Below are 23873 nucleotides of genomic sequence, written 5' to 3' on the forward strand. Positions count from 1 at the left end.
GTGGTCGAGTGCCGCCCCGCCCGTCGAGGAGGTCCGATGACGGCGCAGGTGATCTCGATCGTCGTACTGGCACTGATCTTCGTGCTGGCGACGACCCGCTCGACCAACATGGGAGCGCTGGCCTTCGCGGCCGCGTTCCTCGTCGGCACCCTCGCGGGCGGACTCGACGCCAAGGGCATCTTCGCCAAGTTCCCCGGCGACATCTTCGTCGTCCTGGTCGGTGTCACCTATCTCTTCGCGTTGGCCAGGGCCAACGGCACGACGGACTGGCTGGTGTCGGCCGCCGTCCGGGCGGTCGGCGGCCGGATCGTGCTGATCCCGTGGGTCATGTTCGTCATCACCGGCGTGCTCACGGCCATCGGCGCGGTCAGCCCGGCCGCGGTGGCGATCGTGGCGCCGATCGCACTCGGCTTCGCCGCGCGCTACAGGATCAACCCGCTGCTGATGGGCGCGATGGTCGTGCACGGCGCGCAAGCGGGCGGGTTCTCCCCGATCAGCGTGTACGGCTCCATCGTCAACGGCCTGGTCGAACGCAACAACGTCCACGGCAACCCGCTCGCCCTGTTCCTGGCCAGCCTCGCCGTCAACACTGTCATCGCGGTGATCCTCTTCCTCGTGCTCGGCGGCCGGAAACTGGCCCGGCAGCAGGCGATTCCCGCGTTCCACGACCGGACGGCAGCCTCCAGCACAGCAACGGCCACCACGGCGACGGCCACCCCGGCAACAACCGACGCGCAGGCCGAAGCCCGGCCGACCGACGCCGAGGCGGCGGACAGCGCGCCCACCAACAGCACAACCACCACCGGCGTGGAACCAGCCAGTGCGGAACCCGCCGATGCGGGAACCACCGGCGCGACGACCACGACCTCGCCAACCGAAACCGGGCAACGAACGGTCGAAGAGCCCGAACCTGCCGTCGCACTCACTCCGGCCAGGACCGCCACGCTGGTCGGCTTGGTCGCACTGGTCGTCGGCACGCTCGTGTTCGACCTCGACGTCGGCCTCACCGCGCTCACGCTCGCCGCCGTGCTCAGCCTGATCTGGCCCACCGACAGTCGCCAGGCCGTCGCCGAGATCACCTGGCCGACCGTCCTGCTGATCTGCGGCGTACTGACCTACGTCGCGGTGCTGCAGGCGATGGGGACGATCGACTTCGTCGGCAACGCGGTCACCGGCGTCGGCATCCCGATCCTGGCCGCCCTGCTGCTCTGCTACATCGGTGGGATCGTCTCGGCGTTCGCCTCCTCGGTGGGGTTGATGGGTGCGCTGATCCCGCTGGCCGTGCCGTTCCTCGCACTTGGCACCGTCGGTCCGGTCGGCATGATCGCCGCGGTGGCGGTGTCCGCGACGGTGGTCGACGTGAGTCCGTTCTCCACCAACGGCGCGCTGGTGCTGGCGAACGCGAAGGACGTCGACCGGGACGCATTCTTCCGGACGTTGCTCATCTACGGCGGCATCATCGTGGCGGTGGCTCCTCTCGTGATCTGGCTGCTGTTCGTGGTGCCGAACCTCGGCTGACGGGAACCTCCGGACCAGGCAGTCAGTCCTGTCCGCCCGTGGACGGCCTATCGGTGCCGCTGTCGGCCACCGCACGGGCTCGTGCCTCCAAGTAGCGCTGTTCCGGGAGGCTGAGCGTCGTGCGGGCGGCCAGCAGGTAGGCCTCGCGGGCGGCGTCGCGCTCGCCGGCCTGGTCGAGCAGGTGGGCACGGACGGCGTGGACCCGGTGGTGGCCAGCCAGCGCCGGATCCCGTTCGGCCTCGGCCAGTTGCCCCAGGGCGGCGTGGGGACCGTGGACCATGGCGTGGGCGACGACGCGGTTGAGGCTGACCATCGGACCGGGGGCGATCGAGTCCAGCAGCGTGTAGAGCCCCAGGATCTGGTACCAGTCGGTGTCCTCCGAGGTCGCGGCCTCGGCGTGGACGGCGGCGATCGCGGCCTGCAACTGGTAGGGACCGATGCGGGCGGTGGCCAGCGCGGTGGTGATCAACTCCTTTCCCTCGGTGATGGCCGGGGCGTCCCAACGGCTCCGGTCCTGTTCGGCGAGCGGGACCAGGGCGCCGTTGGGCAGCGTCCTGGCGGGACGCCGGGCGTCGGTCAGGAGCATCAGGGCCAGCAGGCCCGTCACCTCGCCGTCGTCCGGCAGCCGGGTGTGCAGTTGTCGGGTCAGGCGGATGGCTTCGGTGGTCAGGTCGACGCGGTTCAGCGCCGTCCCGGAACTGGCCGTGTGTCCCTCGGTGAAGATCAGGTAGAGCACCCGGAGCACGGTCGCCACGCGCTCCGGCAACTCTTCCGGCGGTGGCATCCGGAACTCGGCCCCACTGGCCCTGATCCGCTGCTTCGCCCGGCTGATCCGCTGGCCCACCGTCGATTCCGGCACGAGGAACGCCCGTGCGATCTCGCCGGTGCCCAGGCCGCCCACCGCCCGCAGCGTCAGCGCCACCTGGCTGACCCCGGTCAGCGCGGGGTGGCAGCACAGCAGGAACAGGGCGAGGGTGTCGTCGACCGCGGGTAGCGGTTCCGGGGCGGGTGGTGCCTGGACCGCGAGGTTCTCCTCCCTTCGTCTGCGGGCCGTGTCGGTGCGCCACAGTTCGGTGCGGCGACGGGACGCGACGGTGATCAGCCAGCCGCGCGGGTTGTCGGGCAGCCCTTCCTCGGGCCATTGCAGCGCGGCCGCCAGCAGTGCCTCCTGCGCGGCGTCCTCGCAGGTGTCGAAACCGCCGTAGCGCCGGACGAGCGCTCCGAGGACCTGCGGCGCCAGGTCCCGCAGCAGGTCCTCGACCGACGGGGTCACAGATCCCAGGTGCTCATGTCGAGCACCGGGCGCACCTCGACCGCGCCGTACAACGCGTCCGGTGCCCGCGCGGCGATCTCGACCGCGCGCTCGTAGCTCTCGCACTCGACCAGGTAGAACCCCGCGAGGTGCTCCTTGGCCTCGGCGAACGGCCCGTCGCTGGTCAACGTCCTGTCGTCGCGCACGGACACCCACTTGGCCAGCGACGGGTCGACCAAGCCCTCCGACACGACCAGCTCACCTGACTCGGCCAGCGCCGCCGACAGCTCCATGTGCCCCTTGCCGAACGCGTGGCGCTGCTCGTCGGTCAGCGTCTCCCACACGGCCCTGGACTTCGGGTTGCTGTGGATCAGGATCAGGTACTTCACGACTGCCTCCGCGATTCTCCGAAAAAACCTTCCACCCCCATGTCGAAGCCGGGCCCGCGGCTTCGACGTCCCCGGTGAAAGCGATCCGGAGAACGCGGAGGAGCACACCATGAACGACGACATCGAGCAGATCCGCGCACTGGTGACCGGGGTCGAGGCCGCCATGGAGGCCAAGGACGCCGAACTGCTGCTGTCCCGCTACACGGCCGACGCGGTGACGTTCGACCTGGCACCGCCCCTGCGGCACGTCGGTCCGGAGGTGCACGACGTCGAGGGCAGGGAGAAGTGGTTCTCGACGTTCGACGGACCGGTGTACTACAAGGTGACCGACCTCGAGATCACCGCGGGCGAGGACGTGGCCTTCTGCCACGGCCTCAACCGGATGGCCTCGACACCCGACGGAGCGCCCGAGGGCTTCACCCTGTGGTTCCGGATGACCACCGGGCTGCGCAAGGAGAACGGGTCCTGGCGCATCTCGCACGAGCACACGTCCACTCCCTTCTACATGGACGGGTCGTTCCGGGCGGCCACCGACCTCACGCCGCCATCGTCCACCTGAGCGCTCCGACGAGACCACGACCCGCGACGCGGACCGCGGTGGCCTCGGTGACCGGCAGGTAGGGCAGCCGCAACGGCAGCCGCGCCCACGCCGGGAGCATGGCCACCGCGGTCGCGGCCAGCACCGCGTACGGCGGCCGCGCCACCAGCGGCAGGGGCGGCCGCAGCACCAGGAACCGCGCCGCGTCCCGAGCCTCGGCCGTGCCGCGCAGCTCAGACCGGTAATCGGCCAGCACGGCCGCCACGTCCGCAACGGTGCGCGGCGGGTCGATCACCCCCAAAGCCTCCGCGACCCTGGCCGTGTCGGACACGTACCCGTCGCACTCCTCCGGGGACAGGGCCGTCGAGCCGTAGACCTGGTGGCAGCGCAGGAAGCTGTCCACCTCGGCGACGTGCACCCAGCCGAGCAGGCGCGGGTCGTCCGCGCGGTAGGGCGTGCCATCGGGGGCCGTGCCGTGGACCCGGCGGTGGATGCCGCGGACCTGGTCGACCGACCGCTGCGCGTCCTTCGCCGCGCCGAACGTCGTCATGGCCAGGAAGGTGCTGGTGCGCTGCAGCCTGCCCCACGGGTCGCCCCGGTAGTCCGAGTGACCGGCCACGCCCGCCATCGCCAGCGGGTGCAGCGACTGGAGCAGAAGGGCACGCAGGCCACCGACGAACATCGCCGCGTCCCCGTGCACCCGGCGGATCGGCCGGTCCTCGTCGAACCAGCGCGGCCCCGGCGTGTCGTGCACCCTGGCCCGCTTCTCCGGCCCGTCCGGGCCCGCCACCTTGGCGAACAGGTTCGACGCGAGCCTGGTTCGCAACGAGTTCATGTCCGGGAGCGCCATGTGTTCCATGGTGCGCCCGCTCCGGACCTGACACCTGACAGATGAGGTTCATGGCTCCGATCCTGGCGACGGGCACCGACAAAAAACGGCCCCGGAAGCCCCTCCTCGATCCGGTTCACCCGATCGAGTGGCCGGTCAGGGTCGCTTCCGGTGCTCCAGAACCCGGCCGAGCAGGCGCACCAGTTCGCTCCGCTCCTCCGGTGACAGCGACGCGAGCAGTTCGTCCTGCACGTCCGCGAGCAGCGCGTCCAGTTCACGGAGCTTGTCGACGCCCGCGGCGGTGATCGTGATGGTGTTGCGACGCCGGTCCGCCGGGTCCGGCGAGCGGTCCACCAGGCCTTTTCCCGCGAGTTCGTTGACCACCGCGACGACGTCGCTGCTGTGCACCCCGCAGTTGCGGGCGACCGCCGCCTGGCTGGACGGGCCGAACTCGTCCAGCGCGGCGAGCACCCGGTAGTGGTGGCGGCGGGTGTCCGCGGTCGCCAGCCGTTCCCCCACCAGGCGGTCGGCCCCCACCGCGACCTGGGTCATCAACCAGCTCGCCATCGTGCGCAGTCGGGTGGGAGGGGACTCGTCGGCCATCAGGTCCATCCCCGCACCCTAGCCGAATCGTTTGCGTCACCAACGGTTGAGCGTTATCGTTTGCACGACCAACGTTAGTCTCACCAACGATTGGACAGGCGATGATCACGCCGTACCGGATCGACGTCCCGCAGGCCGACCTCGACGACCTCCACGACCGCCTGACCCGCACCCGCTGGCCCGACGAGGTGCCCGGCACCGACCACGGCGTGCCGCTGGCACGGGTCAAGGAGCTGGCCGAACACTGGCGGACCCGGTACGACTGGCGGGTGCGGGAGGCGGAGCTCAACGCGTTCCCGCAGTTCACCACCACCATCGACGGCGCGAACCTGCACTTCCTGCACGTCCGGTCCCCCGAGCCGGACGCGCTGCCGCTGCTGCTCCTGCACGGCTGGCCGGGGTCCGTCGTGGAGTTCCTCGACGTCATCGGTCCACTCACCGACCCCCGCGCCCACGGTGGCGACCCGGCCGACGCGTTCCACCTGGTCATCCCGTCGATGCCCGGTTACGGCCTGTCCGGTCCCACCCGCGAGACGGGCTGGGGCGCGAACCGGATGGCGCGCGCCTACCTCGACCTGATGGACCGGCTCGGCTACACCCGCTACGGCGCCCAGGGCGGTGACTGGGGTTCGACCATCTCGCGCACGATCGGCGCGCTGGCACCGGACCGCGTGGTCGGCGTGCACCTCAACTACCTGCCGACAGCGCCGTCAGCCGACCTCGACGACCCCTCCGACGACGAACTGGCCCGCCTGGCCGGGACGAGGGCGTACCTCGCCGCGCCCGCCGGGTACATGGTCGTGCAGACGACCCGCCCGCAGACCCTGGCCTACGGGCTCACCGACTCGCCGGTCGGCCAGTTGGCCTGGATCACCGACAGGGTCGCGGCCTGGGCGGATCCGGCCGGACTCATCTCCGACGACCGGCTGTTGACCAATGTGATGCTCTACTGGCTCACCGGCACCGCGAACTCGTCGGCGAGGCTACACTTCGAGTCGGGCGGATCGCGCGGAGTCCCCCTGCCCTGTCCCGTTCCGGTGGGCGTCGCCGTGTTCGCGCACGACATCGTGCGACCGGTCCGGAGGCTGGCCGAGCGGGCGTACCCGATCGCGCATTGGACCGAGTTCGACCGGGGCGGCCACTTCGCCGCGCTGGAGGTGCCCGACCTGCTGGTCGGCGACGTGCGCTCGTTCTTCCGCGGCCTAGCCAAGCGCGCGAGCGTAGTTGGCCAATGAGCGGTTGTACCGGGTGAGGTGCGGCGCCAACGCCGTGAGCGCCATCGCGACGCCCTCCCGTTCCCGGCCGACGCTGGTCAGCGCCAGCGCGAGGAAGGCTCGGACGGCGTCGTCGAGCTCGTCCGGGCCGTGGTCGAGTTCGGCGGTGAGCAGCGCGACGCTCTCGTCGGCCTGGTCGAGGTTGCGCAGCGAACTGGCCAATTGGATGACCGCGCGGCGGCGGCGCAGCCCCGGCACACCCCGTTCCAGCGCTTCGCGGTACTTCTCGACGGCGAGATCGGGGTGTCCGGTCGAGTCGAACGCGGCACCCTGCTCGAACAGGCCGATCGGGTCGTCGGCGGGCCGTTCGGCGACCAGCTTCGCCATCTCGGCGAGGAAGTCGTCCTCGGCCCGGTCGTCCAGCGAGTCCCACAGCAGCGCGAGCCGCCGCCCCCAGTCAGCATCGTCCATGGCCGGGATCGTAGATCAGCGCATGGCCACCACCAGCACCATTTACGGCGCGCACGCCTCCGAGGCCCGGCCGCGCCTCGAGGATCATGGCCTGGGCGTTAGCACGAATTCCCCGACCGGACCAGGTCCCCGCGCCCGCCGTCCCGCATCGCGGACGTTGAGGCGCGACCGCCTCCCACCCGGTAACCCTGTTGAGGACAGGGAGTACCGGTGAGAAGAGGACGGCATGCCTGGCACGTCACCACTGCACCTCGCGGTCGCGCTCGACGGCGCGGGCTGGCACCCCGCAGCGTGGCGCGAGGCCGACGCGAGGCCGCGCGAGCTGTTCTCCGGGCGGTACTGGACCGATCTGGTGCGGGAAGCGGAACGCGGGCTGCTGGACTTCGTGACCATCGAGGACTCGCTGGGACCGCAGTCGACCCGGCTGGACGGGTTCGACGACCGGGTCGACCAGGTGCGCGGGCGGCTCGACGCGGTGCTGATCGCGGCCCGTGTCGCACCCAGCACGTCGCACATCGGACTCGTGCCGTCGGCGATCGTGACGCACACCGAGCCGTTCCACCTGTCCAAGGCCATCGCGACGGTGGACCACGCGAGCAAGGGGCGGGCGGGGTTCCGGCCGGTCGTGTCCGGGAGGTCCGTCGACGCCAAGCACTTCGGCCGTCGTGACATCCCCGTGCTCGAGCGGCTCGACGACCTGGAGGACCCGCTGCTGCTCGGCCTGTTCGAGGAGGCGGCCGACTACGTCGAGGTCGTCCGGCGGCTGTGGGACAGCTGGGAGGACGACGCCGAGATCAGGGACGCGGCCACCGGGCGGTTCGTGGACCGCGAGAAGCTGCACCGGATCGACTTCGAGGGCCGCTGGTTCTCCGTGCGAGGGCCGTCGATCACCCAGCGGCCGCCGCAGGGGCAGCCGATCGTGAGCGTGCTGGCGCACGTGACCCCGGCCTTCCAGTTGGCGGTCCGCGCGGCGGACGTCGTCCACATCACCCCGTTCGACACCTCCGACGTGCACCGCATCCTCACCGAGGTGCCCAGCGTGCCCCACGTTTTCGGTGAACTGGTGGTGTTCCTGGACGACCAGCCCGGTGCGGCGGCGGCCCGCAAGGCGCGGCTGGACGAGTTGGCGGGCGCCGAGTACCGGTCCGACGCCCTCGTCTTCACCGGCACCGCCGGAGAGCTGGCCGACCTGCTGCTCGGCTGGCGGGAAGCCGGGCTGAGCGGGTTCCGGCTGCGCCCCGGCGCCGTGCCGCACGACCTGGAGGCGATCACCCGCGCGCTGGTGCCCGAACTGCAGCGCCGCGGCGCGTTCCGCACCGAGTACGAGGCCGACACCCTGCGCGGACTGCTCGGCCTGCCCCGCCCCGCCAACCGCTACGCCCCCGCGTGAGGACGAGATGACCAAGCCCCGCAAGCAGGTCCACCTGGCCGTGCACTTCCCCGGCGTGAACAACACGACGGTGTGGAGCGACCCGCGCTCGGGCAGCCACATCGACTTCAGCTCGTTCGAGCACCTCGCGCGGACCGCCGAGCGGGCCAAGTTCGACTTCCTGTTCCTGGCCGAGGGGCTGCGGCTGCGCGAGTACGCCGGCCAGATCCACGACCTGGACGTGGTGGGCAGGCCGGACACGTTCACGGTGCTGGCCGCGCTCGCCGCGGTGACCGACCGGCTCGGGCTGGCGGGCACGATCAACTCGACGTTCAACGAGCCGTACGAGGTGGCCCGGCAGTTCGCTTCGCTGGACCACCTGTCCGACGGGCGCGCGGCGTGGAACGTCGTGACGTCGTGGGACGCGTTCACCGGCGAGAACTTCCGGCGCGGCGGGTTCCTGCCCGCCGAGCAGCGCTACGACCGGGCCGACCGGTTCATGCGCACGGCCTGGGAGCTGTTCGACTCGTGGCGGCGCGACGCGATCGTGGCGGACAAGGAGTCCGGGCGGTTCCTGGACGACCCGACCGAGGGGACCTTCTCCCACCAGGACGCGCACTTCGACATCTCGGGCCGGTTCGGGGTGCCGCGCAGCCCGCAGGGCCGTCCGGTGATCTTCCAGGCGGGCGACTCCGACGGCGGCCGCGAGTTCGCCGCGGCGACCGCGGACGCCATCTTCAGCAGGCACAGCGAACTGGAGGCGGGCAAGGCGTTCTACGCCGACGTCAAGGGCAGGCTCGCCAAGTACGGCCGCACCCCCGACCAGCTGCTGGTGCTGCCCGCCTCGACGTTCGTGCTGGGCGACACCGACGCCGAGGCGCAGGACATCGCGGCGGAGGTGCGCAGGCAGCAGGTCAGCGGCCCGACGGCGATCCGGCACCTCGAAGAGGTGTGGAACCGCGACCTGACCGGCTACGACCCGGACGGCCCGCTGCCCGACGTCGACCCGGTCGCGGGCGAGAACACCGTGGTGAAGGGCCGGGCTAGCGTCCGGCAGCACCGGGACCCGTTCGCCGTCGCCAAGCAGTGGCGCGAACTCGCGGAGGCGAAGGGGCTGTCCATCCGGGACCTCGTCATCCACGTGTCCGGCAAGCAGACCTACATCGGGTCGCCGGAGACCGTCGCGGACGCGATCGACCACTCGGTCCAGCAGGACGCCAGCGACGGCGCGATCCTCGTCCCACACATCACCCCAGGAGGCCTGGACGAGTTCGCAGACCGCGTGGTGCCGCTGCTCCAGGAGCGGGGCGTGTTCCGCACCGAGTACGAGGGCACCACCCTGCGTTCCCACCTCGGCCTGGCGGATCTCCCGTGACCCCGCGGCCACCGGCCGACCCGGTGCTCGCGTCGCTGACCACCACGCACGCCCACCTCGCCGAGTCCAAGGGGCGGGCCTTCCGCTACCAGCCGGAGGTCGCGGGCTTCACGGCGCTGGCGGGTCCCCGTGACGCCGAGGCGTGGGCCGACCTCGCCGCTCTCGCCGGGCCGGGCGAGGAGGTGTCGATCGCCGACCCGCCCGCCGACTGGGAACGGCTGTTCTCGGCCACGGGGGTGCAGATGGTGGCGGTGTCGCTGGAGACCGCGCCGTTCCCCGCGGCCCGCGTGCTCGGCCCCGCCGACGTGCCCGCCATGCTCGACCTCGTGGCCCGGACCGAACCCGGCCCGCTGCGGCCGCGCACCATCGAGATGGGCACCTACCTCGGCGTGTTCGAGGAAGGTGCGCTCGTCGCGATGGCGGGCGAACGCCTCCGGCCGCCGGGGTGGACGGAGATCAGCGCCGTGTGCACCGACCCGGCGTTCCGCGGCCGCGGCCTGGCAGGCGCGCTGGTCCGGGCGGTGGCGCACGGCATCGTGGAACGGGGTGAGCGGCCGTTCCTGCACGCGACGGCCACCAACACGCCCGCCATCAGGCTGTACACGGCGATGGGGTTCGAACTGGTGCAGACCCGCAACTTCAGCGTCGCGCGCATACCGGGGTAGGGCCACCCGGTCCGGCTGGCGCTCGTCGGGTGCGGGTCGGACCGTGGTAAGCAACGGGCATGCGTGTTCTTGTGCCGTTGCCCGACCGGGACTTCGACGTGACGGAGGTGGCGGTGCCGTGGCGGATGCTGCGAGACGCGGGCCACGAGGTCGTGTTCGCCACCGAGAGCGGTGGTCGTCCCGAGGCCGATCCCCTGCTGCTGAGCGGAGTCCTGTTCGGGCAGTTGGGCGCCGATCCGGAACCCAAGCGGTTCTACGGTGAACTGCTGGCCGACGAGGCCTACCGGAATCCGCTGTCGTGGGCGGATCTGACCGTCGAGGACTACGACGGTCTGGTGCTGCCCGGTGGGCACGCGCCCGGAATGCGGCAGTACCTCGGCAGCCCGGTCCTGCGGGAGCGGGTGGCGCGGTTCTGGGCGCTCGACCGGCCGGTCGGCGCGATCTGCCACGGCGTCCTGGTCCTGGCTCGCACGCTCGACCCGGCGACGGGCATGTCGGTGCTCGCGGACCGGCGGACCACGTGCCTGCCCAAGTACATGGAGCGCGGCGCGTACTTCCTCACGGCGTGGCGTCGGGGCCGCTACTACCGCACCTATCCCGCGTACGTGCAGGACGAGGTGGTCGCGGCCCTGCGCGACCCGAGCCAGTTCCAGCGCGGCCCGACCGAGCTGTCCCGTCGAGGCACCGCGACCGATGACGCGCCGGCGTTCGTCGTGCGGGACGGCAACTACGTGTCCGCGCGCTGGCCCGGTGACGCGTACCTGTTCGGCAGGCGGTTCCTCGAACTCCTGGGCTAAGTCTTCACTCGATCGAGTGAAGGTAAGGCCTTCAGGTCGGGAAAGCGACCATTTTTGTCGGTGCCCGTCCGCAAGATCAGCGGCATGGGAATCTTCGGTCGTAGGATCGGCGGAGCGGGTGGCGGTTCCGACAAGGGCGGCGGTGGCTTCGCCCTGGTGGGCATCGTCGTGGTGGCATTTGGTGCTCTGGGCGCCACGGGCGGAGTGGTCGGCACCAGCGGTCTGTCCAGCACATCCGTGGGCGAGAGCGTCAGCGTGCGCAAGGCGGATGCGAAGAAGTCCGCTCGGAACGGCGATTCCGAAGCGGCTTGGCGTCGGATGGGCATGCGCGAGGCCAAAAAGGTGTCCAAGCGGGACGCGGAGTGCCTTGCCGCGTCGCACGACCAGGTCCAGGAATTCTTCCTGCGGACACCCTGCACGTCGCTGGACCGGATGGTGCTGGCCCTCGACGACGGCGCGGGGAACAGCGCGGTCGTCTCCGTGGTGTGGGTCGGTTTCCGCAGCAGCGGCGACGTGTCCCGGTTCAGGTCCGTGATGGACCGGCAGGGCAGCGGCGACGTCTACCCGCTCGGCACGGCCGTGCTGGAGATGGCCGACATCCACTTCACGGGGCTCAACTACGACGCCGAGTCGAACGGGAAGAGCATCGCGATCGCCGAGACCGAGACGGCCCGCGGCAGCCTCGACCACGAACTGCTCGACGCTTTAGCCGAGGTCGCCTCGCAGTTTCCCAGTCCCTGACCGGTCGGCGTGGTCAGGGAGCCGGGAGCGCGAGGCGGCCGGTGTCGAAATCGGTTGGCCAAGTGGTGGTGTCGTCGGCGAGCGCTCCGACGAACGTGGTGCCTTCGACTCGGGCGCCGCTGAGGTCGGCACCACGCAGGTCGGCTCCGGTGAAGTCGGCGTGGCTGAGGTCGGTGTCGCGCAGGTCCGCGTTGCGGAGGAGGGCATCGCCGAGGTAGGCGGAGGTGAGGTTGGCGCCGGTCAGCACCGCGGCTTCGAGGTTGGCCAGCCGCAGGTCGGTCGACTTCAGGTCGCTGCGGTCCAGCCGTGTTTCGGGCAGCCAGGCGCGGGCCAGGTTGGCGTGGCGGAGCTGGGTGTCCACCAGTCGACCGCTGTGGATCTGGACGCTCCGCAGGTCGACGCGGGAGAGGTAGAGGCGGGGTGCTCCCGGTGTCCGCGGGCGGCCGCCGAGGATGCCCATCGCGGCCTGGATGTCCGGGGTGCGGATCTGCAACCAGGGGAGGTGCATGTCGACAGCTGGGGTTGGGTGTTCCGGGCCATCCGGACCGCCCACGGTCCACCGGCAGTGGTTGCGGACGAACGCGGCGAGGATGAACTGGACCGAGTCGCGGTCGGCCGAGGAGTTGCGGGCGACGCGTTCCAGCGCGTAGACGCCGCCGATGCGGACGTCGACGTTGTCGCTGCCCAGTTGCTCCACCGCGCGGGTGAAGCGCTCGGTGATCTGGCCTTCGCGGTTGACCTGGACCTGTCGCCAGGTCGCCGTCGCGCCTCCGATGACCAGTAGACCCGCGGTCAACTGCAGCAGCGCGGAACGGACGCTGTTCTGCAATTGGCCTTGTGCCTGCTGGAGTTGGATGCGTTCACCCGCGTCGGACACCGCTTGCAGGTCCGCCGCCGGCAGTGCCGGGTACAACAACGAAGGGAGCACGGTCAGGGAACCGACCACGATGGCCAGCAAACCGAGAACGCCCACCACCGCGAGCAACACCGTTCGACGCGTCACGGATGCGGATCATCCTCCCGCTCCGGGTCCGACCGGAATGCTTTCGGGGAGGTGAGCCGATCATCACGGTCTCGGCGCGCGGATCAGAGCCGGGTAGGTACGCCGCGACTTCGGCGAGCGCGTCGAGGGTGTCGTGGTCCACGAAGCCGGTGGCCGTCTCGGCCTCGGCGACGGTGAGGGAGGTGCCTTTGGTGTCCGTGCCGTAGTTGAGGCCGCTGAAGTGGATGTCGGCCAAACCCAGCAGGGCGTTGCCGAGCGGGTAGACGTCGCCGCTGCCGGGGCGGTCGATCAGGGTCTTGAAGTCCCGTCTGTCGGAGGTGGTGCGGAAGGCGACCCAGGCCACGGAGATGACGGCGCTGTTGCCCGCCTCGTCGCCGACGGTCAGCAGAATGCGGTCCAAGGACGTGCACGGGGTGTGGAGGAAGAACTCCTGGACCTCCCCGTGTGATGTGGTCAGGCATTCGGCGTCCTGGCGGAGGGTCTGCTTGAGCTTGCGCATGCCCATCCGACGCCAGGCTTCGTCGGGGTCGCCCTTGCGAGCGGCTTTCTGGCCCTCGGACTTGCGGGCGCTGACGCCGGAACCGGTGGCACCGATGCCTTCCGCCGACAGCAGGCCACCGCCACCACCGACGGCGAACAGGCCGATGGCCAGGACACCGGCGGTCACCACGGTTCCGCTCTTGCCGCTAATCGGTCTCACGCGTCCTTGTTTGTCGGTGTAGAAGCCGCCGGCCATGAACGATCCCCCCGATCGTCTGGTCCGGACACCGTCCGATCCGGACGCCATGCTGCCTCACCGGGACCGTGATCGACGCGCAGGATTGCGGAGTGCGATCAACTTACCTATTAGGCAAGTCTGTGCGACCGGGGTCGCTTCGTCACCTGCGGTGGCGGGCCGGGTTGGCGGGTTCGATGACCGGGCTGCGGATGTGTTCGTACACGACGCTGGTGCGGACGTCCGCGACCTCCGGTCGCTGGGTGAGGCGGTCGATGACGAAGGCGTAGAGGAACTTGTTGTCCGGTACCGCGACGTGGATGAGGAAGTCCTCGCCGCCGGACACGACGAACACCCCGACAGTCTCGGGGAGACGGGAGGCCCATTCGCGGAAGGCTTCGATGTTCGCGCGGGACGGTGGGCGGATGCGGACGGCGATCAACGCCTGGACGGGGCGGCCGACCTCCTCCAGGTCGAGGTCGACCAGGAAGCCGCGGATGACTCCGCGTTCGCGGAGTGAGCGGACCCGTTCCAGCGAGGTGGACGGCGAGACCCCGGTGGCGGCGGCGAGTTCGCGGTTGGTGCGCCGTGCGTCGCGCTGCAATTCGCGCAGTAGCGCCTGATCTAGTTCGTCCAACTCGGCCATGACGACCTCCTTGCCGAATTAAGTTCGATGCAGATGGAAACAGCGGGATGTTGAGCCTAACATCGGCCGCATCGGCACCGCTTCTGCGGAAATAGCCGCACGTCATCGAATGAATGAGGAGTTCCAGTGTCCGTTGCGCTCAGTTTGGCACCCGACGAGATCCGCACCGACCTGCCGACCCGGCACGCCAAGCTCAAGTGGGTCATGGTGGTCGACACCGCGCTGGGCGCCGGGCTGATCGCGAACGCCGCCGTGTGCATGGCGGCGGCCGTCGGCAACGCCATCCCGACCTTGCTCGGGCCTGGCACGACCGACGCGTCGGGCAGTCACCACCCCGGTCTGCCGTGGACCGGGTGCTCGATCCTGGCCGGGGACGTCGACAAGGTGCGGGAGATCCGGGCCAAGGCGGCGGCGAAGGACGGGCTGCTGGTCGTGGACATGCCGGAACAGGCGCAGACCAGTCGGGTGTACGACGAGTACCTCGCCGCGGTCGCGGGGACCGAGGCCGCCGACCTCACCTACTACGCGGTGAGTGTCGTGGGGCCGCGCAACAAGGTCGACAAGCTGGTCGGTGGGTTGCCGTTGTTGCGCTGACGCACGACCGGGCGGGCTAACGGCACATGGTCGCCCGCCGCCGGTCGCGGCCGGAGTGCCGGAGTGCCGGTGGGTTGGTGGGCCGGTGGGTTGGTGGGCCGGTGGGTTGGTGGGTTGGGCCGAGTAGGGCCGGAGAGTTGAACGGAAGGCAGGACCGGAGAACCAGGGAGAAGGGCGAGGCGGGGCTGGAGGGCGGGAACGAAAAGCTGGGCGGAGAGCGGGCGAAGGGCAGCGCTGGCAGGCGTGGTCGGGTGGTGGGCTGGAGTGGCGGCCTGGAGAGCAGTCTGGCTGGCAGTCCGCAGGTCGGGCTTCGGTCGACGAGGGGCCGCAGACAGCGGGCGGCAAGCGGTAGAGCAACTGGCGACGGTTTGACTTGTGGAGGTCTGGCTTGCGGGGGTTCGGCGGTCGGGACTCAATCGTCTGGGTTCAGGTGGCGAGGTCAAGGGCTGCGAGGTCAAGGGTGGCGAGGTTTCGGAGGACGAGGCCCGATGGTGGTTGATGGCCTGACGTGCGGGGGTTGGTGGTTGATGGTCGGGCGACTGTTGGCTGTTCAGCCGGTGGGAGCGGCGGCGGGGCATCGCGGTGAGGCATCGGGCGGGGCGTCGGGGCGGGGCTGGTGATAGCGCTTTCCCGTGGAGGTTTGGCCGGGGTTGATAACGGAATGTCGTGGGGATCGATGTTCTTGGCAGGTGGCCGTGGAGGTTGCCATGGAGGTCGCCGCAGGTGGCGCGGTGGGTTGTGGCGGGCCGTCCTGCGGCGGGAGTGGTGGGGATCACGGCTGGTGGTGGGGTGTGTTGGCGCGGTTGCTCCAAGTGGTCTCCGGGGCTGGATTCGGGGCCGCTAGGCTGCTGGGCCCCGACTAGTGCGAGGTGCGCGATGACGGATCGGCCAGCGTGGGTGCCGGACTCGATCAACACCGAGTTACCCAGTGCCGCCAGGGTCTACGACTACCTGTTGGGGGGCGGGCACAACTTCGCGGTCGATCGGGTTGTCGGGGAAAAGGTGTTGCTGGCGCTGCCCAACGGTGGGCAGATCGCGGGGTCGAATCGGGCGTTCCTGCGACGTGCGGTGTTGTTCATGATCGATCAGGGCATCACGCAGTTCCTGGATCTGGGGTCGGGGATTCCGACGGTGGGCAACGTGCACGAGATCGCGCAGCAGGCGGATCCGACCGCGCGTGTGGTGTACGTGGACTACGACGAGGTCGCGGTGACGCACAGCGAACTCCTGTTGCAGGGCAATGACAACGCGACCGTGGTGGCGGCGGACGCCACCAGGCCGGAGCGGGTGTTGTCGGCGCCCGCGGTGCGGAAGATGCTGGACTTCGACAAGCCGGTGGGGTTGTTGATGGTGGCGGTGCTGCACTTCGTGCCGGACGAGAAGAAGCCGCACGAGGTGTTGGCGCGGTACATCGACGCGTTGCCGTCGGGGAGTCTGGTGGCGTTGTCGCACTTGACGGCGGACGCCAAGCCGGCGGAGATGGCCGCTGTCGTGGAGGCCATGAAGAACAGCCGTGATCCGATGTACTTCCGGTCGCACGCGGAGTTCTCGGGGATGTTCGGTGGGCTGGAAATGCTGGAGCCCGGTGTGGTGAGTGCCCCGAACTGGCGGCCCGAGGTGGACTACGACACGAGTCCTGATGATGTTTACGTGGGCTTGGCGCGCAAGGCCTGACCGGCGCGGGGTTCGACCGACCGCGATTTCCCGCCGGTGCAGCATCCGTCCGACGCAGCACCTGCCCGACACAGCACTTGTCCTGGCCAGCACTTGTCCGACCCAGTCAGGGGATGAGGACCAGGCGGACGGGGTCGTCGGTGCGGTCCGCGAGGATGCGGATGGCGTCGGTCGCGTCGGCGAGTGGGATGTGGGCGCTGATGGAGTCGGCGAAGTCCAGGCGGCGATGAGCCGTGAGGGCGACCAGTGCCTCGACGTCTTCCCAGGTGGAGCCGAAGTGGCCCAGCAGGCGTTGGTTGCGGACGCTGAAGCCGATGCCGTCGGTGAGGGCGAGCGGGCCGTCGGACAGGCCGACCAGGATCAGGGCGCCTGCCAGGCCCAGGACTGCCGCGGCCTGGTCGCGCACCGCCGGGGCGCCCGCGAAGTCGAAGGCGTGGTCGAGGCCGCGGCCCGCGGTGGCGGTGAGGACGCTGTCAGCGAAACCGTCCGCGGCGGGGTCGAGGGCGAGGTCGGCGCCGAAGGCGAGGGCTCTGGTGCGGGCGTTGGGCAGCGGGTCGACGGCGATGATGGGAGCCGCGCCGATGAGCCTGAGGAGTTGCACGGCGTGGGCGCCCAGGCCGCCGATGCCCCAGACGCCGACGGACTGGGCGGGGCGCACCGAGGCGGTGGACGTGATCGCCGCGTAGGGCGTGGAGACGGCGTCGGGGATGATGGCGGCCTGGTCGAACGGCAGGTGGTCGGGGATCGGAACGAGGGTGTCGTGCCTGGCCAGCGCGTACTGGGCCCAGCCGCCGTCGTAGTGCACTCCCCTGGTCCGGCCGTTGAGGCACGGGCGTTGCCGCACGCACAGTTCGCACGTGCCGCAGGTCTGGCCCGCCTGGAGGATGACCCGACGGCCGACCGTGACCGACGACGGCACGTCCGGGCCGATGACCGCCACGGTGCCGGAGACCTCGTGGCCCAGGGTGAGCTTGGGGTGGTCGTTCCGCCACACGCGGAGCGTGCCGTCGATGAGGTGCAGGTCGGACAGGCAGACGCCTGCCGCCTTGACGGCCACCAGCACCTCACCGGGGCCCGGCACGGGGACGGGAACCTCCTCCACGGCGAACTCCAGCGTCGCGAGGTCGAGCCTTCCGGCGAGCATCACGTCCTCCACCGCCCGAGTATGGGCGCCCGACCACCGGACCACCCCGCGCTCGACGGTCTTCTGGGGCCCCTACAAATCGCGCAGCAGCACCACCAGGTCACGCGGGAGGCCGTGGGTTTCGTGCAGGTAGCGGAAATCCCGCTCGGTCAGCGGGTCGGGGTAGCGGGACACCAGGTCCCGGCCTCGGGTGACCAGCGACCGGAAGCGGCGTTCCTCCTCCCCCAGCACGTCGAACACCCGGTCGCCCCCCTGGTCGAAGTGCGTCGACGTGCTCCGCACCAACGACTCCGGGACGTCGGACAGGGTGCGCGAGTCGTCCTCGCGCCAGATCATCGTCAACGTCCGCCTCAGCAGCCTGCGCAGCACGTACCCGCGGCCGGTGTTGGACGGGGTGACGCCGTCGCCGATCACGACGACGCTCGACCGCAGGTGGTCGACGACCAGCCGCGGCTCCGACACGTCCCACGGCAGCCCGTCGACCCAAGGCGACAGCAGGTCCGTCTCGAACACCGAGCGCTTGCCCTGGAGGAGCATCAGCAGCCGTTCCAACCCCATCCCGGTGTCCACTGTGGACTCCGACAGCGGGGTGAGACTGCCGTCCCCGTGTCGCCGGTACCGCATCATGACGTGGTTCCACACCTCCATCCACTGGCCGTCGGTGGTGGGAGTGCCGGTCGGCGGGCCGTCGCCGGTCCACACGAACATCTCGCTGTCCGGCCCGCACGGTCCCGTGGGCCCGTTGGACCACCAGTTCTCCGTCCCGGTCAGCTCCACTGGGACGTCGAGCGAGCGCCACGTCTCCAGTGAGCCGACGTCCGGCCCGACCTGGTCGTCGCCGCCGAAGACGGTGACGTGCAGCAGTCCGGGGTCGACGCCGAACCCGTCGCGCAGCAGCTCGTACCCCCAGCGCAGGCTCTGCGGCCCGTCGTAGGAGCGCAGCGACCACGAGCCGAGCATCTCGAACACGGTCAGGTGCGAGGGGTCGCCGACCTCGTCGAGGTCGGTGGTGCGCAGGCAGCGCTGCACGTTGACCAGCCGTCCGCCCAGCGGGTGCGGGCGGCCTTCCAGGAACGGGGTCAGCGGGTGCATGCCCGAGGTCGTGAACAGCACCGGATCACCCGGTGGCGGCAGCAGCGAGCTGCCGGTGATCCGGCGGTGGCCGCGGGAGGTGAAGAAGTCGACGAACGTGTTGATGACGTCCTGGGTGTCCATGGCGGGGTCCTTCCGGGTGGGGACGGACCGGAAAGGGCCACGGCGAACCGAACGGACCGTTTCCGGTCGCCGGTGGGGATCGAACGAGGTCAGGCAGCGGCGGCGACCGACGAGCGGGGAGCTCGCGCGGCCGCGGCGAAGTGCTGCGGATCGACCGTCATGCCTCGACCGTACGTCGCCGCGCAAGCGGTTTGGCCGTCCACAGTGGAACCGATGGGCCTTCCGGGTGAAGCCGCGCGGCCGCCAACCGGGCGAACGGGCGGGTTCCGCCCGAGGTCAGACCGTCCGCGACGAGATCTCCCCGGCAACGCTCGGGAAACTGTTCGGACGCGTCCGCGTTACGCCGAAGGCACCCGGCCCGATGTCATGGTCATGCCGACCGGGACGAACGACGTGACGGGCAGCGGACGCGCGGGGACCACGGCGCGGACCGGGGCGCACGTCCGCGCCCGGCAGCGGCCCGACACGTTCGCGGTCGGCGGCGTGATCCTGGTCCTGCTGCTGGCGAGCGTCTACGTGTGGGCGTCGGTGCTGGCCCCGCGGGGCCGGGTCGCCGCCGTGACCAGTGTCGGGGTGAAGGGCCACTGCGAGTCCGGCTGGGTCGTGCCGGACTCGGGCGACGCGCCGATTCCGATGGCGGGCAGGCCTGCGGAAGCGGTGCTGGGCAGCGGCGGGGCGGTGACGATCACGGTGCGGGGCCTGACCGGGGACGCGGTCGTGCTGGAGCCTCCGGTCGTCGAGGTGGTCAGCCGCCGCCCCGCGCTGCCGGGGGTGTTCCTGCCCTCGCCGTGCGGCGGCGCGGTGCCGCACGACGTGCTCACCCTGGACCTGGACCGCCCGACCAGCGTCCTGGGACCGGACGGGGAGCCCGCGAAGTTCCCGCACCGGGTCAGCGGGACCGAGTCCGGCCACGTCGTCATCCGGCCGGTGTCGACCACCGACGACGTCGAGTGGCGGCTGCGGATCCCGTGGACCTCCGGTATCGGCAGCGGTGAACTCGTGGTCGACGACGACGGCAAGCCGTTGCGCACCACCGCGACGAGTGCCGCCCGCCCGTTCTGCGTCGAGGAGCCGAGCAGCGCGCGCTGGGTGTCCTGCTCGAAATAGAGGCGACCCGAGCGGCACGCGTGTGGCACGGTGGGGCGATGTCCGACGCGGAGAAGCGCCTGCAGGTCAAACGCGGCTGTACCCGGTGGCTGTCCGGTCACGGTGAGTCGACCATGCGGGAGCGGCTGGCCGGGCTGGTGGCCATGCCCGAGTCCGAGGGGTATCCCGACGTCTACGGCGCGGGCGACCCGGTGACCGCGCTGGAACGGCGGGTCGCCGAGCTGCTCGGCAAGCCAGCGGCGCGGTTCGTGTTCAAGGGCGTGATCGCCCAGCAGGCCGCGCTGCGCACCTGGTCGGACGCGAGCCGGATCCACACCGTGGCGCTGCACCCGTTGAGCCACATCGACTCCGACGAGCTGGGCGCCTTCGAACGCCTGCACCCGTTGCGCGCGGTGCGGCTGGACGGCGGGCGCGGGTTCGGCGTGGCCGAACTGGAGGCGGTCGGCGAGCCGCTCGGGGTCGTCGCGGTCGAACTGCCGCTGCGCAACGCCGGGTTCGCCCTGCCGGAGTGGGACGACCTGGTCGCCGTCTCGCGCTGGTGCCGCGAACGCGGTGTGCCGCTGCACTTCGACGGCGCGCGGCTGTGGGAGTCCGCGCCGTACTACGACCGGCCGCTCGACGAGATCGCCGACCTGGCCGACTCGGTGTACGTGTCGTTCCACAAAGGACTGAACGGGCTCGCGGGCTGCGCGCTCGTCGGCTCGGACGACTTCCTGTCGCGGGCCACGCCGTGGCTGACCCGGCACGGGGCCAACGTGTACGCGAGCTACCCGTACGCGCTGTCCGCGATCGACGGCCTGAACAAGTACCTGCCCAGGATGGCCGCCTACAACAGCCGCGCCGCCACCCTCGCCCACGCCATCGGCCAGGTGCGCGGGACCGGGGTGACCGCACCGCAGACGAACGGGTTCCGCGTGTTCCTGCCGGGCTCCCCCGAGGCGCTGCGCGACGCGCACCTGCGGCTGGCCGAGCGCACCGGCACGTGGCTGTTCAACGGCGGCGCCCGCACCGACGTGCCGGGGCTCACCGCCGTGGAGGTGGAGGTCGGCGAGGCGACCGCGGCGGTCCCCGACGACGAGGCCGCGCGACTGTTCGCCGACCTGCTGGACTCAGCCGAGGGTGACCGGTAGCCGGTCGAAGCCGTACATGAACGGCGAGATCCGGTGCGCGAGCCGCGACCTCTCGACGCCGAAGCCGAGGTCCGGGAAACGGGTGAACAGCGCGGTCAGGCCGATCCTGGCCTCCAGCCTGGCGAGCGACGCACCGACGCAGTGGTGCGCGCCGTGGCCGAACGAGACGTGCGGTGAGCCGGTCCGGGTGATCCGCACGCTGTCCGGGTCGTCGTAGACGGCCGGGTCGCGGTTGGCCGCGCCGACCATGAACCCGACGGTGGCGCCCTTCGGGATCGTGGCGCCGCGCAGCTCGATCGGCTCGAACGCGAACCGGAACACCGGCGACAGCACCACCGGGCCGGAGTGGCGCAGCAGCTCCTCGACGGCCCGGTCGGAGATGTCCGGGATGGTCGAGGCCAGCTGGTCGGGGTGGTCGAGCAGGGCGACGACCGCGTTGGCGAAGAAGTTGGCGGTCGTGTCGTAGGCCGCGCCGAGCAGGTTCGCGGCGATGGCGCACACCTCGTCCTCGTCCAGCGTGTCCTCCCCCTCGGAGGCCCTGAGCAGCAACGACAGCAGGTCGTCGCCCTGCTGCCCCCGCTTGACCCCGATCTGCTCGCGGACGTAGTCGAGCGTGGCCAGCAGCGCGGCGCCGGAGGCCACCCGGTCCGGGCTGGTCGCCGCGTCCGACCAGGCCCGCAGCTTGGCGTGGTCGGACTGCGGCGCGCCCAGCACCGTGCCGATGGTGGTGATCGCGAGCGGGTAGCCGAACGACCGCAGCAGGTCCGGCTCCGCCTCCTGCGCCATCGCGTCCAGCAGCGTCGCCGCCGTGTCCGCGATGACCGACTCCCATCCGGCGATCACCCGCGGCGTGAGCGTCCCGCCGACCACTCGCCGCTGCCTGGTGTGGTCCGGCGGGTCCAGCACGAACGCCTTCTCCCAGCCCGTGCCGACCCCCATCGCCAGCCCGGAGGCCAGGAACCGCTCGCTCGCCGAGCGTGTGTCGGCGCTGAGCCGCGGATCCGTGGACAGCGCCCGGACGTCGTCGTGCCGGGTGACCAGCCACAGGTCGAGGTCCGCGAACGGCAGCGCCACCTCGGCCACCGGGTCGTGCTCCCGCAGCCACGCCAGCGTGGGGAAGGGATCCGCGTAGTACTCCATGGAGAAGACTTCGGGTAAGAGGCTCGACTTCGCCGCGCTCGTCATGCTGTTCCTCCACCGTCGTCCGGGTGTTCCCCCTGGGTCGTGGCACCCGCGGATTGCGGTGTGTCCGAGGTCAGGCGGTCTGGCGACGGTCGCGAGGGTAGAACGCGGCGAGGACGAGGAGTACCGCCATCGCGATGGCCATTCCGCCGAACGCCCACTGCACGGCGCTCGCGTAGTCGGTGCGGACGGCGAGCATGATCTGGTCGCGCGCGGCCGCGGGCGCGCCGGTGTCGCCACCAGCCCCGGTGACCAGGTCGACGGCCTTGCGGGCGTCCTCCGCGGTGCCGCCCATGGCCTCGAACGACGTGGTCAGTCCGGTGGTCAGCCTGCCGGTCACGAGCGTGGTCAGCACGGCGAGGCCGAACGCGCCGCCGAAGTTGCGCATGGACTGGGACAGCGCGGTGACCTCGCCGTAGGACGCGCCGATGGCCCGGTTCACCGCGTCGGTGCTGACCGCGCTGAGCATGAACCCGATGCCCGCGCCCGCGACCGCGATCGGCCAGGTCTGCTGGTTGAAGAAGGCCTCCGCGTCGAAGTCGAGGTCGGTCACGGTCGTGGCGAGCCAGCCGAACCCGACGGCGCCGAGCACCCCGCCGATCGCGAGCACCGGGCGCGCGCCGACGCGGTCGAACATGGACGAGCCGAAGCGGGAGGCGATCACGAAACCGAGGAACAGCTTGAGGAACAGCAGTCCGGTCGTCGTCGCGGACAGGCCGAGCGACACCTGGCCGTACACGCTGAGGAAGAAGAACACCGGCACGAACGCGACCGACGCGAACAGGCTGCCCAGCGTGGCGAGGGTGAAGCCCCGGTCGCGGAACGCCCGCAGGTTCACCAGCGGCTCGTGGGTGCGGCGCTCGTGGACCACGAACGCGACCAGGAACGCGGCACCGCCCGCGAGAGCCGTCAGCACGCCCGCGCTGGTCCAGCCCCAGCCGCTCGCCTGCTGCAGCCCGAACACGACCAGGCCCATGCCCAGCGCGACCAGCCCGGCGCCGATCCAGTCGATCCGCTCGGCCCGACGGGGTGAGGGGGCGGCCGACAGCGCGACGACGACCAGCGCGGCGAGCGCGATCGGCACGTTGACCCAGAAGATCGAGCGCCACGTCCACGCGGTGAGGTAGCCGCCCGCGATCGGCCCGATGGCCGTCATCGCCCCGGTGACCGCGAAGAACAGCGCCATCGCCTTGCCCCGGCCCTCGCGGGAGAAGGACTGGACGACGATGCCGATGGCCGCCGGGAACATGATCGCGCCGCTGATGCCCTGCAACGCCCGCGCCGCGACCAGCCACGCCTCGGCGTAACCGCCCGCCGGGGCCAGGCCGCACAGCAGCGACGTGACGCCGAACGCGGCGATGCCGACCAGCACCATCCGCTTGTGCCCGAAAACGTCGGCGAGGCGGCCGCCGAGCAGGAAGGACGCGGCGGTGGCCAGCAGGTAGACGTTGACGGCCCACTGGATGCCGCCATTCGACAGGCCCAACTGGCCTTGGATCGTCGGCGCGGACAGCGCCACGATCGTCTGGTCGATGGTGGTCATCGACACCGCGAGGATGAGGCCGACGAGCGCGCGGACCCCGGTCTTGCCGGTGGTGCCGCTGGACAGCGCGGTCATGGACGTTTCTCCGTTCACCTGTCAGTAGTGACAGGTGGAAGGTAGAACTTCCTGCACAGACATGTCAACAGTGGAGTATGGTGA

At 70.8% G+C, this 23873-nt stretch carries 24 protein-coding genes; 12 read left to right on the plus strand and 12 right to left on the minus strand.

Going from position 1 to position 23873, the window contains the following annotated elements; genetic code table 11:
- Nucleotides 1-36: 36 nt before the first annotated feature.
- Nucleotides 37-1518, plus strand: a complete 1482-nt coding sequence (locus RM788_RS09365) for an SLC13 family permease (protein WP_315931173.1) — start codon at nucleotides 37-39, stop codon at nucleotides 1516-1518.
- Nucleotides 1519-1540: 22 nt separating this feature from the next.
- On the opposite strand, the gene RM788_RS09370 is transcribed toward RM788_RS09365, so the two are convergent.
- The gene (locus tag RM788_RS09370) at nucleotides 1541-2791 is read right to left on the minus strand and encodes an RNA polymerase sigma factor (RefSeq protein ID WP_315931174.1); all 1251 of its coding nucleotides are present in this window, start codon (nucleotides 2789-2791) and stop codon (nucleotides 1541-1543) included.
- Nucleotides 2788-3159, minus strand: a complete 372-nt coding sequence (locus RM788_RS09375) for a YciI family protein (RefSeq protein ID WP_315931175.1) — start codon at nucleotides 3157-3159, stop codon at nucleotides 2788-2790. The genes RM788_RS09370 and RM788_RS09375 overlap by 4 nt, the downstream gene beginning before the upstream one ends.
- A gap of 109 nt (nucleotides 3160-3268) precedes the next feature.
- On the opposite strand from RM788_RS09375, the gene RM788_RS09380 reads away from it, so the two are divergent.
- Nucleotides 3269-3718: a YybH family protein gene (locus RM788_RS09380; protein ID WP_315931176.1), complete on the plus strand. Its 450-nt coding sequence runs from the start codon at nucleotides 3269-3271 to the stop codon at nucleotides 3716-3718.
- Here RM788_RS09380 and RM788_RS09385 read toward each other — a convergent pair.
- Together RM788_RS09385 and RM788_RS09390 are read right to left on the minus strand one after the other, a co-directional pair.
- Nucleotides 3696-4547: an oxygenase MpaB family protein gene (locus RM788_RS09385; RefSeq protein WP_315931177.1), complete on the minus strand. Its 852-nt coding sequence runs from the start codon at nucleotides 4545-4547 to the stop codon at nucleotides 3696-3698. The two genes, RM788_RS09380 and RM788_RS09385, sit on opposite strands and share 23 nt — an antisense overlap.
- A 135-nt stretch (nucleotides 4548-4682) precedes the next feature.
- The gene (locus RM788_RS09390) at nucleotides 4683-5138 is read right to left on the minus strand and encodes a MarR family winged helix-turn-helix transcriptional regulator (protein ID WP_315931178.1); all 456 of its coding nucleotides are present in this window, start codon (nucleotides 5136-5138) and stop codon (nucleotides 4683-4685) included.
- A gap of 92 nt (nucleotides 5139-5230) precedes the next feature.
- On the opposite strand from RM788_RS09390, the gene RM788_RS09395 reads away from it, so the two are divergent.
- Nucleotides 5231-6364, plus strand: a complete 1134-nt coding sequence (locus RM788_RS09395) for an epoxide hydrolase family protein (RefSeq protein ID WP_315931179.1) — start codon at nucleotides 5231-5233, stop codon at nucleotides 6362-6364.
- Here RM788_RS09395 and RM788_RS09400 read toward each other — a convergent pair.
- Nucleotides 6332-6814 carry a tetratricopeptide repeat protein gene (locus tag RM788_RS09400; RefSeq protein ID WP_315931180.1) on the minus strand — a complete coding sequence of 161 codons (483 nt, stop codon included), beginning with the start codon at nucleotides 6812-6814 and terminating at the stop codon, nucleotides 6332-6334. The two genes, RM788_RS09395 and RM788_RS09400, sit on opposite strands and share 33 nt — an antisense overlap.
- Before the next feature lie 226 nt (nucleotides 6815-7040).
- On the opposite strand from RM788_RS09400, the gene RM788_RS09405 reads away from it, so the two are divergent.
- The 5 genes from RM788_RS09405 to RM788_RS09425 are packed head-to-tail and all read left to right on the plus strand — an operon-like array spanning nucleotide 7041 to nucleotide 11761.
- Nucleotides 7041-8204 carry an LLM class flavin-dependent oxidoreductase gene (locus tag RM788_RS09405; RefSeq protein ID WP_315931181.1) on the plus strand — a complete coding sequence of 388 codons (1164 nt, stop codon included), beginning with the start codon at nucleotides 7041-7043 and terminating at the stop codon, nucleotides 8202-8204.
- A 7-nt stretch (nucleotides 8205-8211) separates the two neighbouring features.
- Nucleotides 8212-9558, plus strand: a complete 1347-nt coding sequence (locus RM788_RS09410; protein WP_315931182.1) for an NtaA/DmoA family FMN-dependent monooxygenase — start codon at nucleotides 8212-8214, stop codon at nucleotides 9556-9558.
- Nucleotides 9555-10223 (plus strand): GNAT family N-acetyltransferase, encoded by a 669-nt coding sequence (locus RM788_RS09415; RefSeq protein WP_315931183.1) that lies wholly within the window; start codon nucleotides 9555-9557, stop codon nucleotides 10221-10223. Before RM788_RS09410 ends, RM788_RS09415 begins: the two co-directional genes overlap by 4 nt.
- 59 nt (nucleotides 10224-10282) lie before the next feature.
- Nucleotides 10283-11020 (plus strand): type 1 glutamine amidotransferase domain-containing protein, encoded by a 738-nt coding sequence (locus tag RM788_RS09420; RefSeq protein ID WP_315931184.1) that lies wholly within the window; start codon nucleotides 10283-10285, stop codon nucleotides 11018-11020.
- Between the two features lie 60 nt (nucleotides 11021-11080).
- Entirely contained in the window at nucleotides 11081-11761 is a 681-nt protein-coding gene (locus tag RM788_RS09425) for a hypothetical protein (protein ID WP_315931185.1), read from the plus strand.
- A 13-nt stretch (nucleotides 11762-11774) separates the two neighbouring features.
- Here the strand turns inward: RM788_RS09425 and RM788_RS52930 are convergent, their stop codons facing one another.
- The 3 genes from RM788_RS52930 to RM788_RS09440 all read right to left on the minus strand — a co-directional run bounded on the left by RM788_RS52930 (nucleotide 11775) and on the right by RM788_RS09440 (nucleotide 14125).
- The gene (locus tag RM788_RS52930) at nucleotides 11775-12269 is read right to left on the minus strand and encodes a pentapeptide repeat-containing protein (protein WP_399344943.1); all 495 of its coding nucleotides are present in this window, start codon (nucleotides 12267-12269) and stop codon (nucleotides 11775-11777) included.
- A 352-nt stretch (nucleotides 12270-12621) separates the two neighbouring features.
- Nucleotides 12622-13500 carry a hypothetical protein gene (locus RM788_RS09435; RefSeq protein ID WP_315931186.1) on the minus strand — a complete coding sequence of 293 codons (879 nt, stop codon included), beginning with the start codon at nucleotides 13498-13500 and terminating at the stop codon, nucleotides 12622-12624.
- A 142-nt stretch (nucleotides 13501-13642) separates the two neighbouring features.
- The gene (locus RM788_RS09440) at nucleotides 13643-14125 is read right to left on the minus strand and encodes an Lrp/AsnC family transcriptional regulator (RefSeq protein ID WP_315931187.1); all 483 of its coding nucleotides are present in this window, start codon (nucleotides 14123-14125) and stop codon (nucleotides 13643-13645) included.
- Between the two features lie 126 nt (nucleotides 14126-14251).
- Between RM788_RS09440 and RM788_RS09445 the strand changes: the two genes are divergently transcribed.
- Both RM788_RS09445 and RM788_RS09450 read left to right on the plus strand, forming a co-directional pair.
- Nucleotides 14252-14719 (plus strand): DUF2000 domain-containing protein, encoded by a 468-nt coding sequence (locus RM788_RS09445; RefSeq protein ID WP_315931188.1) that lies wholly within the window; start codon nucleotides 14252-14254, stop codon nucleotides 14717-14719.
- 876 nt (nucleotides 14720-15595) lie between these two features.
- Nucleotides 15596-16393 (plus strand): SAM-dependent methyltransferase, encoded by a 798-nt coding sequence (locus RM788_RS09450; RefSeq protein WP_315931189.1) that lies wholly within the window; start codon nucleotides 15596-15598, stop codon nucleotides 16391-16393.
- Nucleotides 16394-16499: 106 nt separating this feature from the next.
- Here the strand turns inward: RM788_RS09450 and RM788_RS09455 are convergent, their stop codons facing one another.
- Nucleotides 16500-17549 carry a zinc-binding dehydrogenase gene (locus tag RM788_RS09455; RefSeq protein WP_315931190.1) on the minus strand — a complete coding sequence of 350 codons (1050 nt, stop codon included), beginning with the start codon at nucleotides 17547-17549 and terminating at the stop codon, nucleotides 16500-16502.
- A 60-nt stretch (nucleotides 17550-17609) separates the two neighbouring features.
- Nucleotides 17610-18752: an alanine--tRNA ligase-related protein gene (locus RM788_RS09460; RefSeq protein ID WP_315931191.1), complete on the minus strand. Its 1143-nt coding sequence runs from the start codon at nucleotides 18750-18752 to the stop codon at nucleotides 17610-17612.
- 372 nt (nucleotides 18753-19124) lie between these two features.
- On the opposite strand from RM788_RS09460, the gene RM788_RS09465 reads away from it, so the two are divergent.
- Nucleotides 19125-19859, plus strand: a complete 735-nt coding sequence (locus RM788_RS09465) for a hypothetical protein (RefSeq protein WP_315931192.1) — start codon at nucleotides 19125-19127, stop codon at nucleotides 19857-19859.
- Nucleotides 19860-19897: 38 nt separating this feature from the next.
- Nucleotides 19898-20989 (plus strand): threonine aldolase family protein, encoded by a 1092-nt coding sequence (locus tag RM788_RS09470; protein ID WP_315931193.1) that lies wholly within the window; start codon nucleotides 19898-19900, stop codon nucleotides 20987-20989.
- Here RM788_RS09470 and RM788_RS09475 read toward each other — a convergent pair.
- Together RM788_RS09475 and RM788_RS09480 are read right to left on the minus strand one after the other, a co-directional pair.
- Nucleotides 20969-22174, minus strand: a complete 1206-nt coding sequence (locus tag RM788_RS09475; RefSeq protein WP_315931194.1) for a cytochrome P450 — start codon at nucleotides 22172-22174, stop codon at nucleotides 20969-20971. The two genes, RM788_RS09470 and RM788_RS09475, sit on opposite strands and share 21 nt — an antisense overlap.
- A 70-nt stretch (nucleotides 22175-22244) precedes the next feature.
- Entirely contained in the window at nucleotides 22245-23789 is a 1545-nt protein-coding gene (locus RM788_RS09480) for a DHA2 family efflux MFS transporter permease subunit (RefSeq protein ID WP_315931195.1), read from the minus strand.
- Nucleotides 23790-23873: the final 84 nt, after the last annotated feature.

The organism is Umezawaea sp. Da 62-37 (genome assembly GCF_032460545.1).
Classification (GTDB): domain Bacteria; phylum Actinomycetota; class Actinomycetes; order Mycobacteriales; family Pseudonocardiaceae; genus Umezawaea.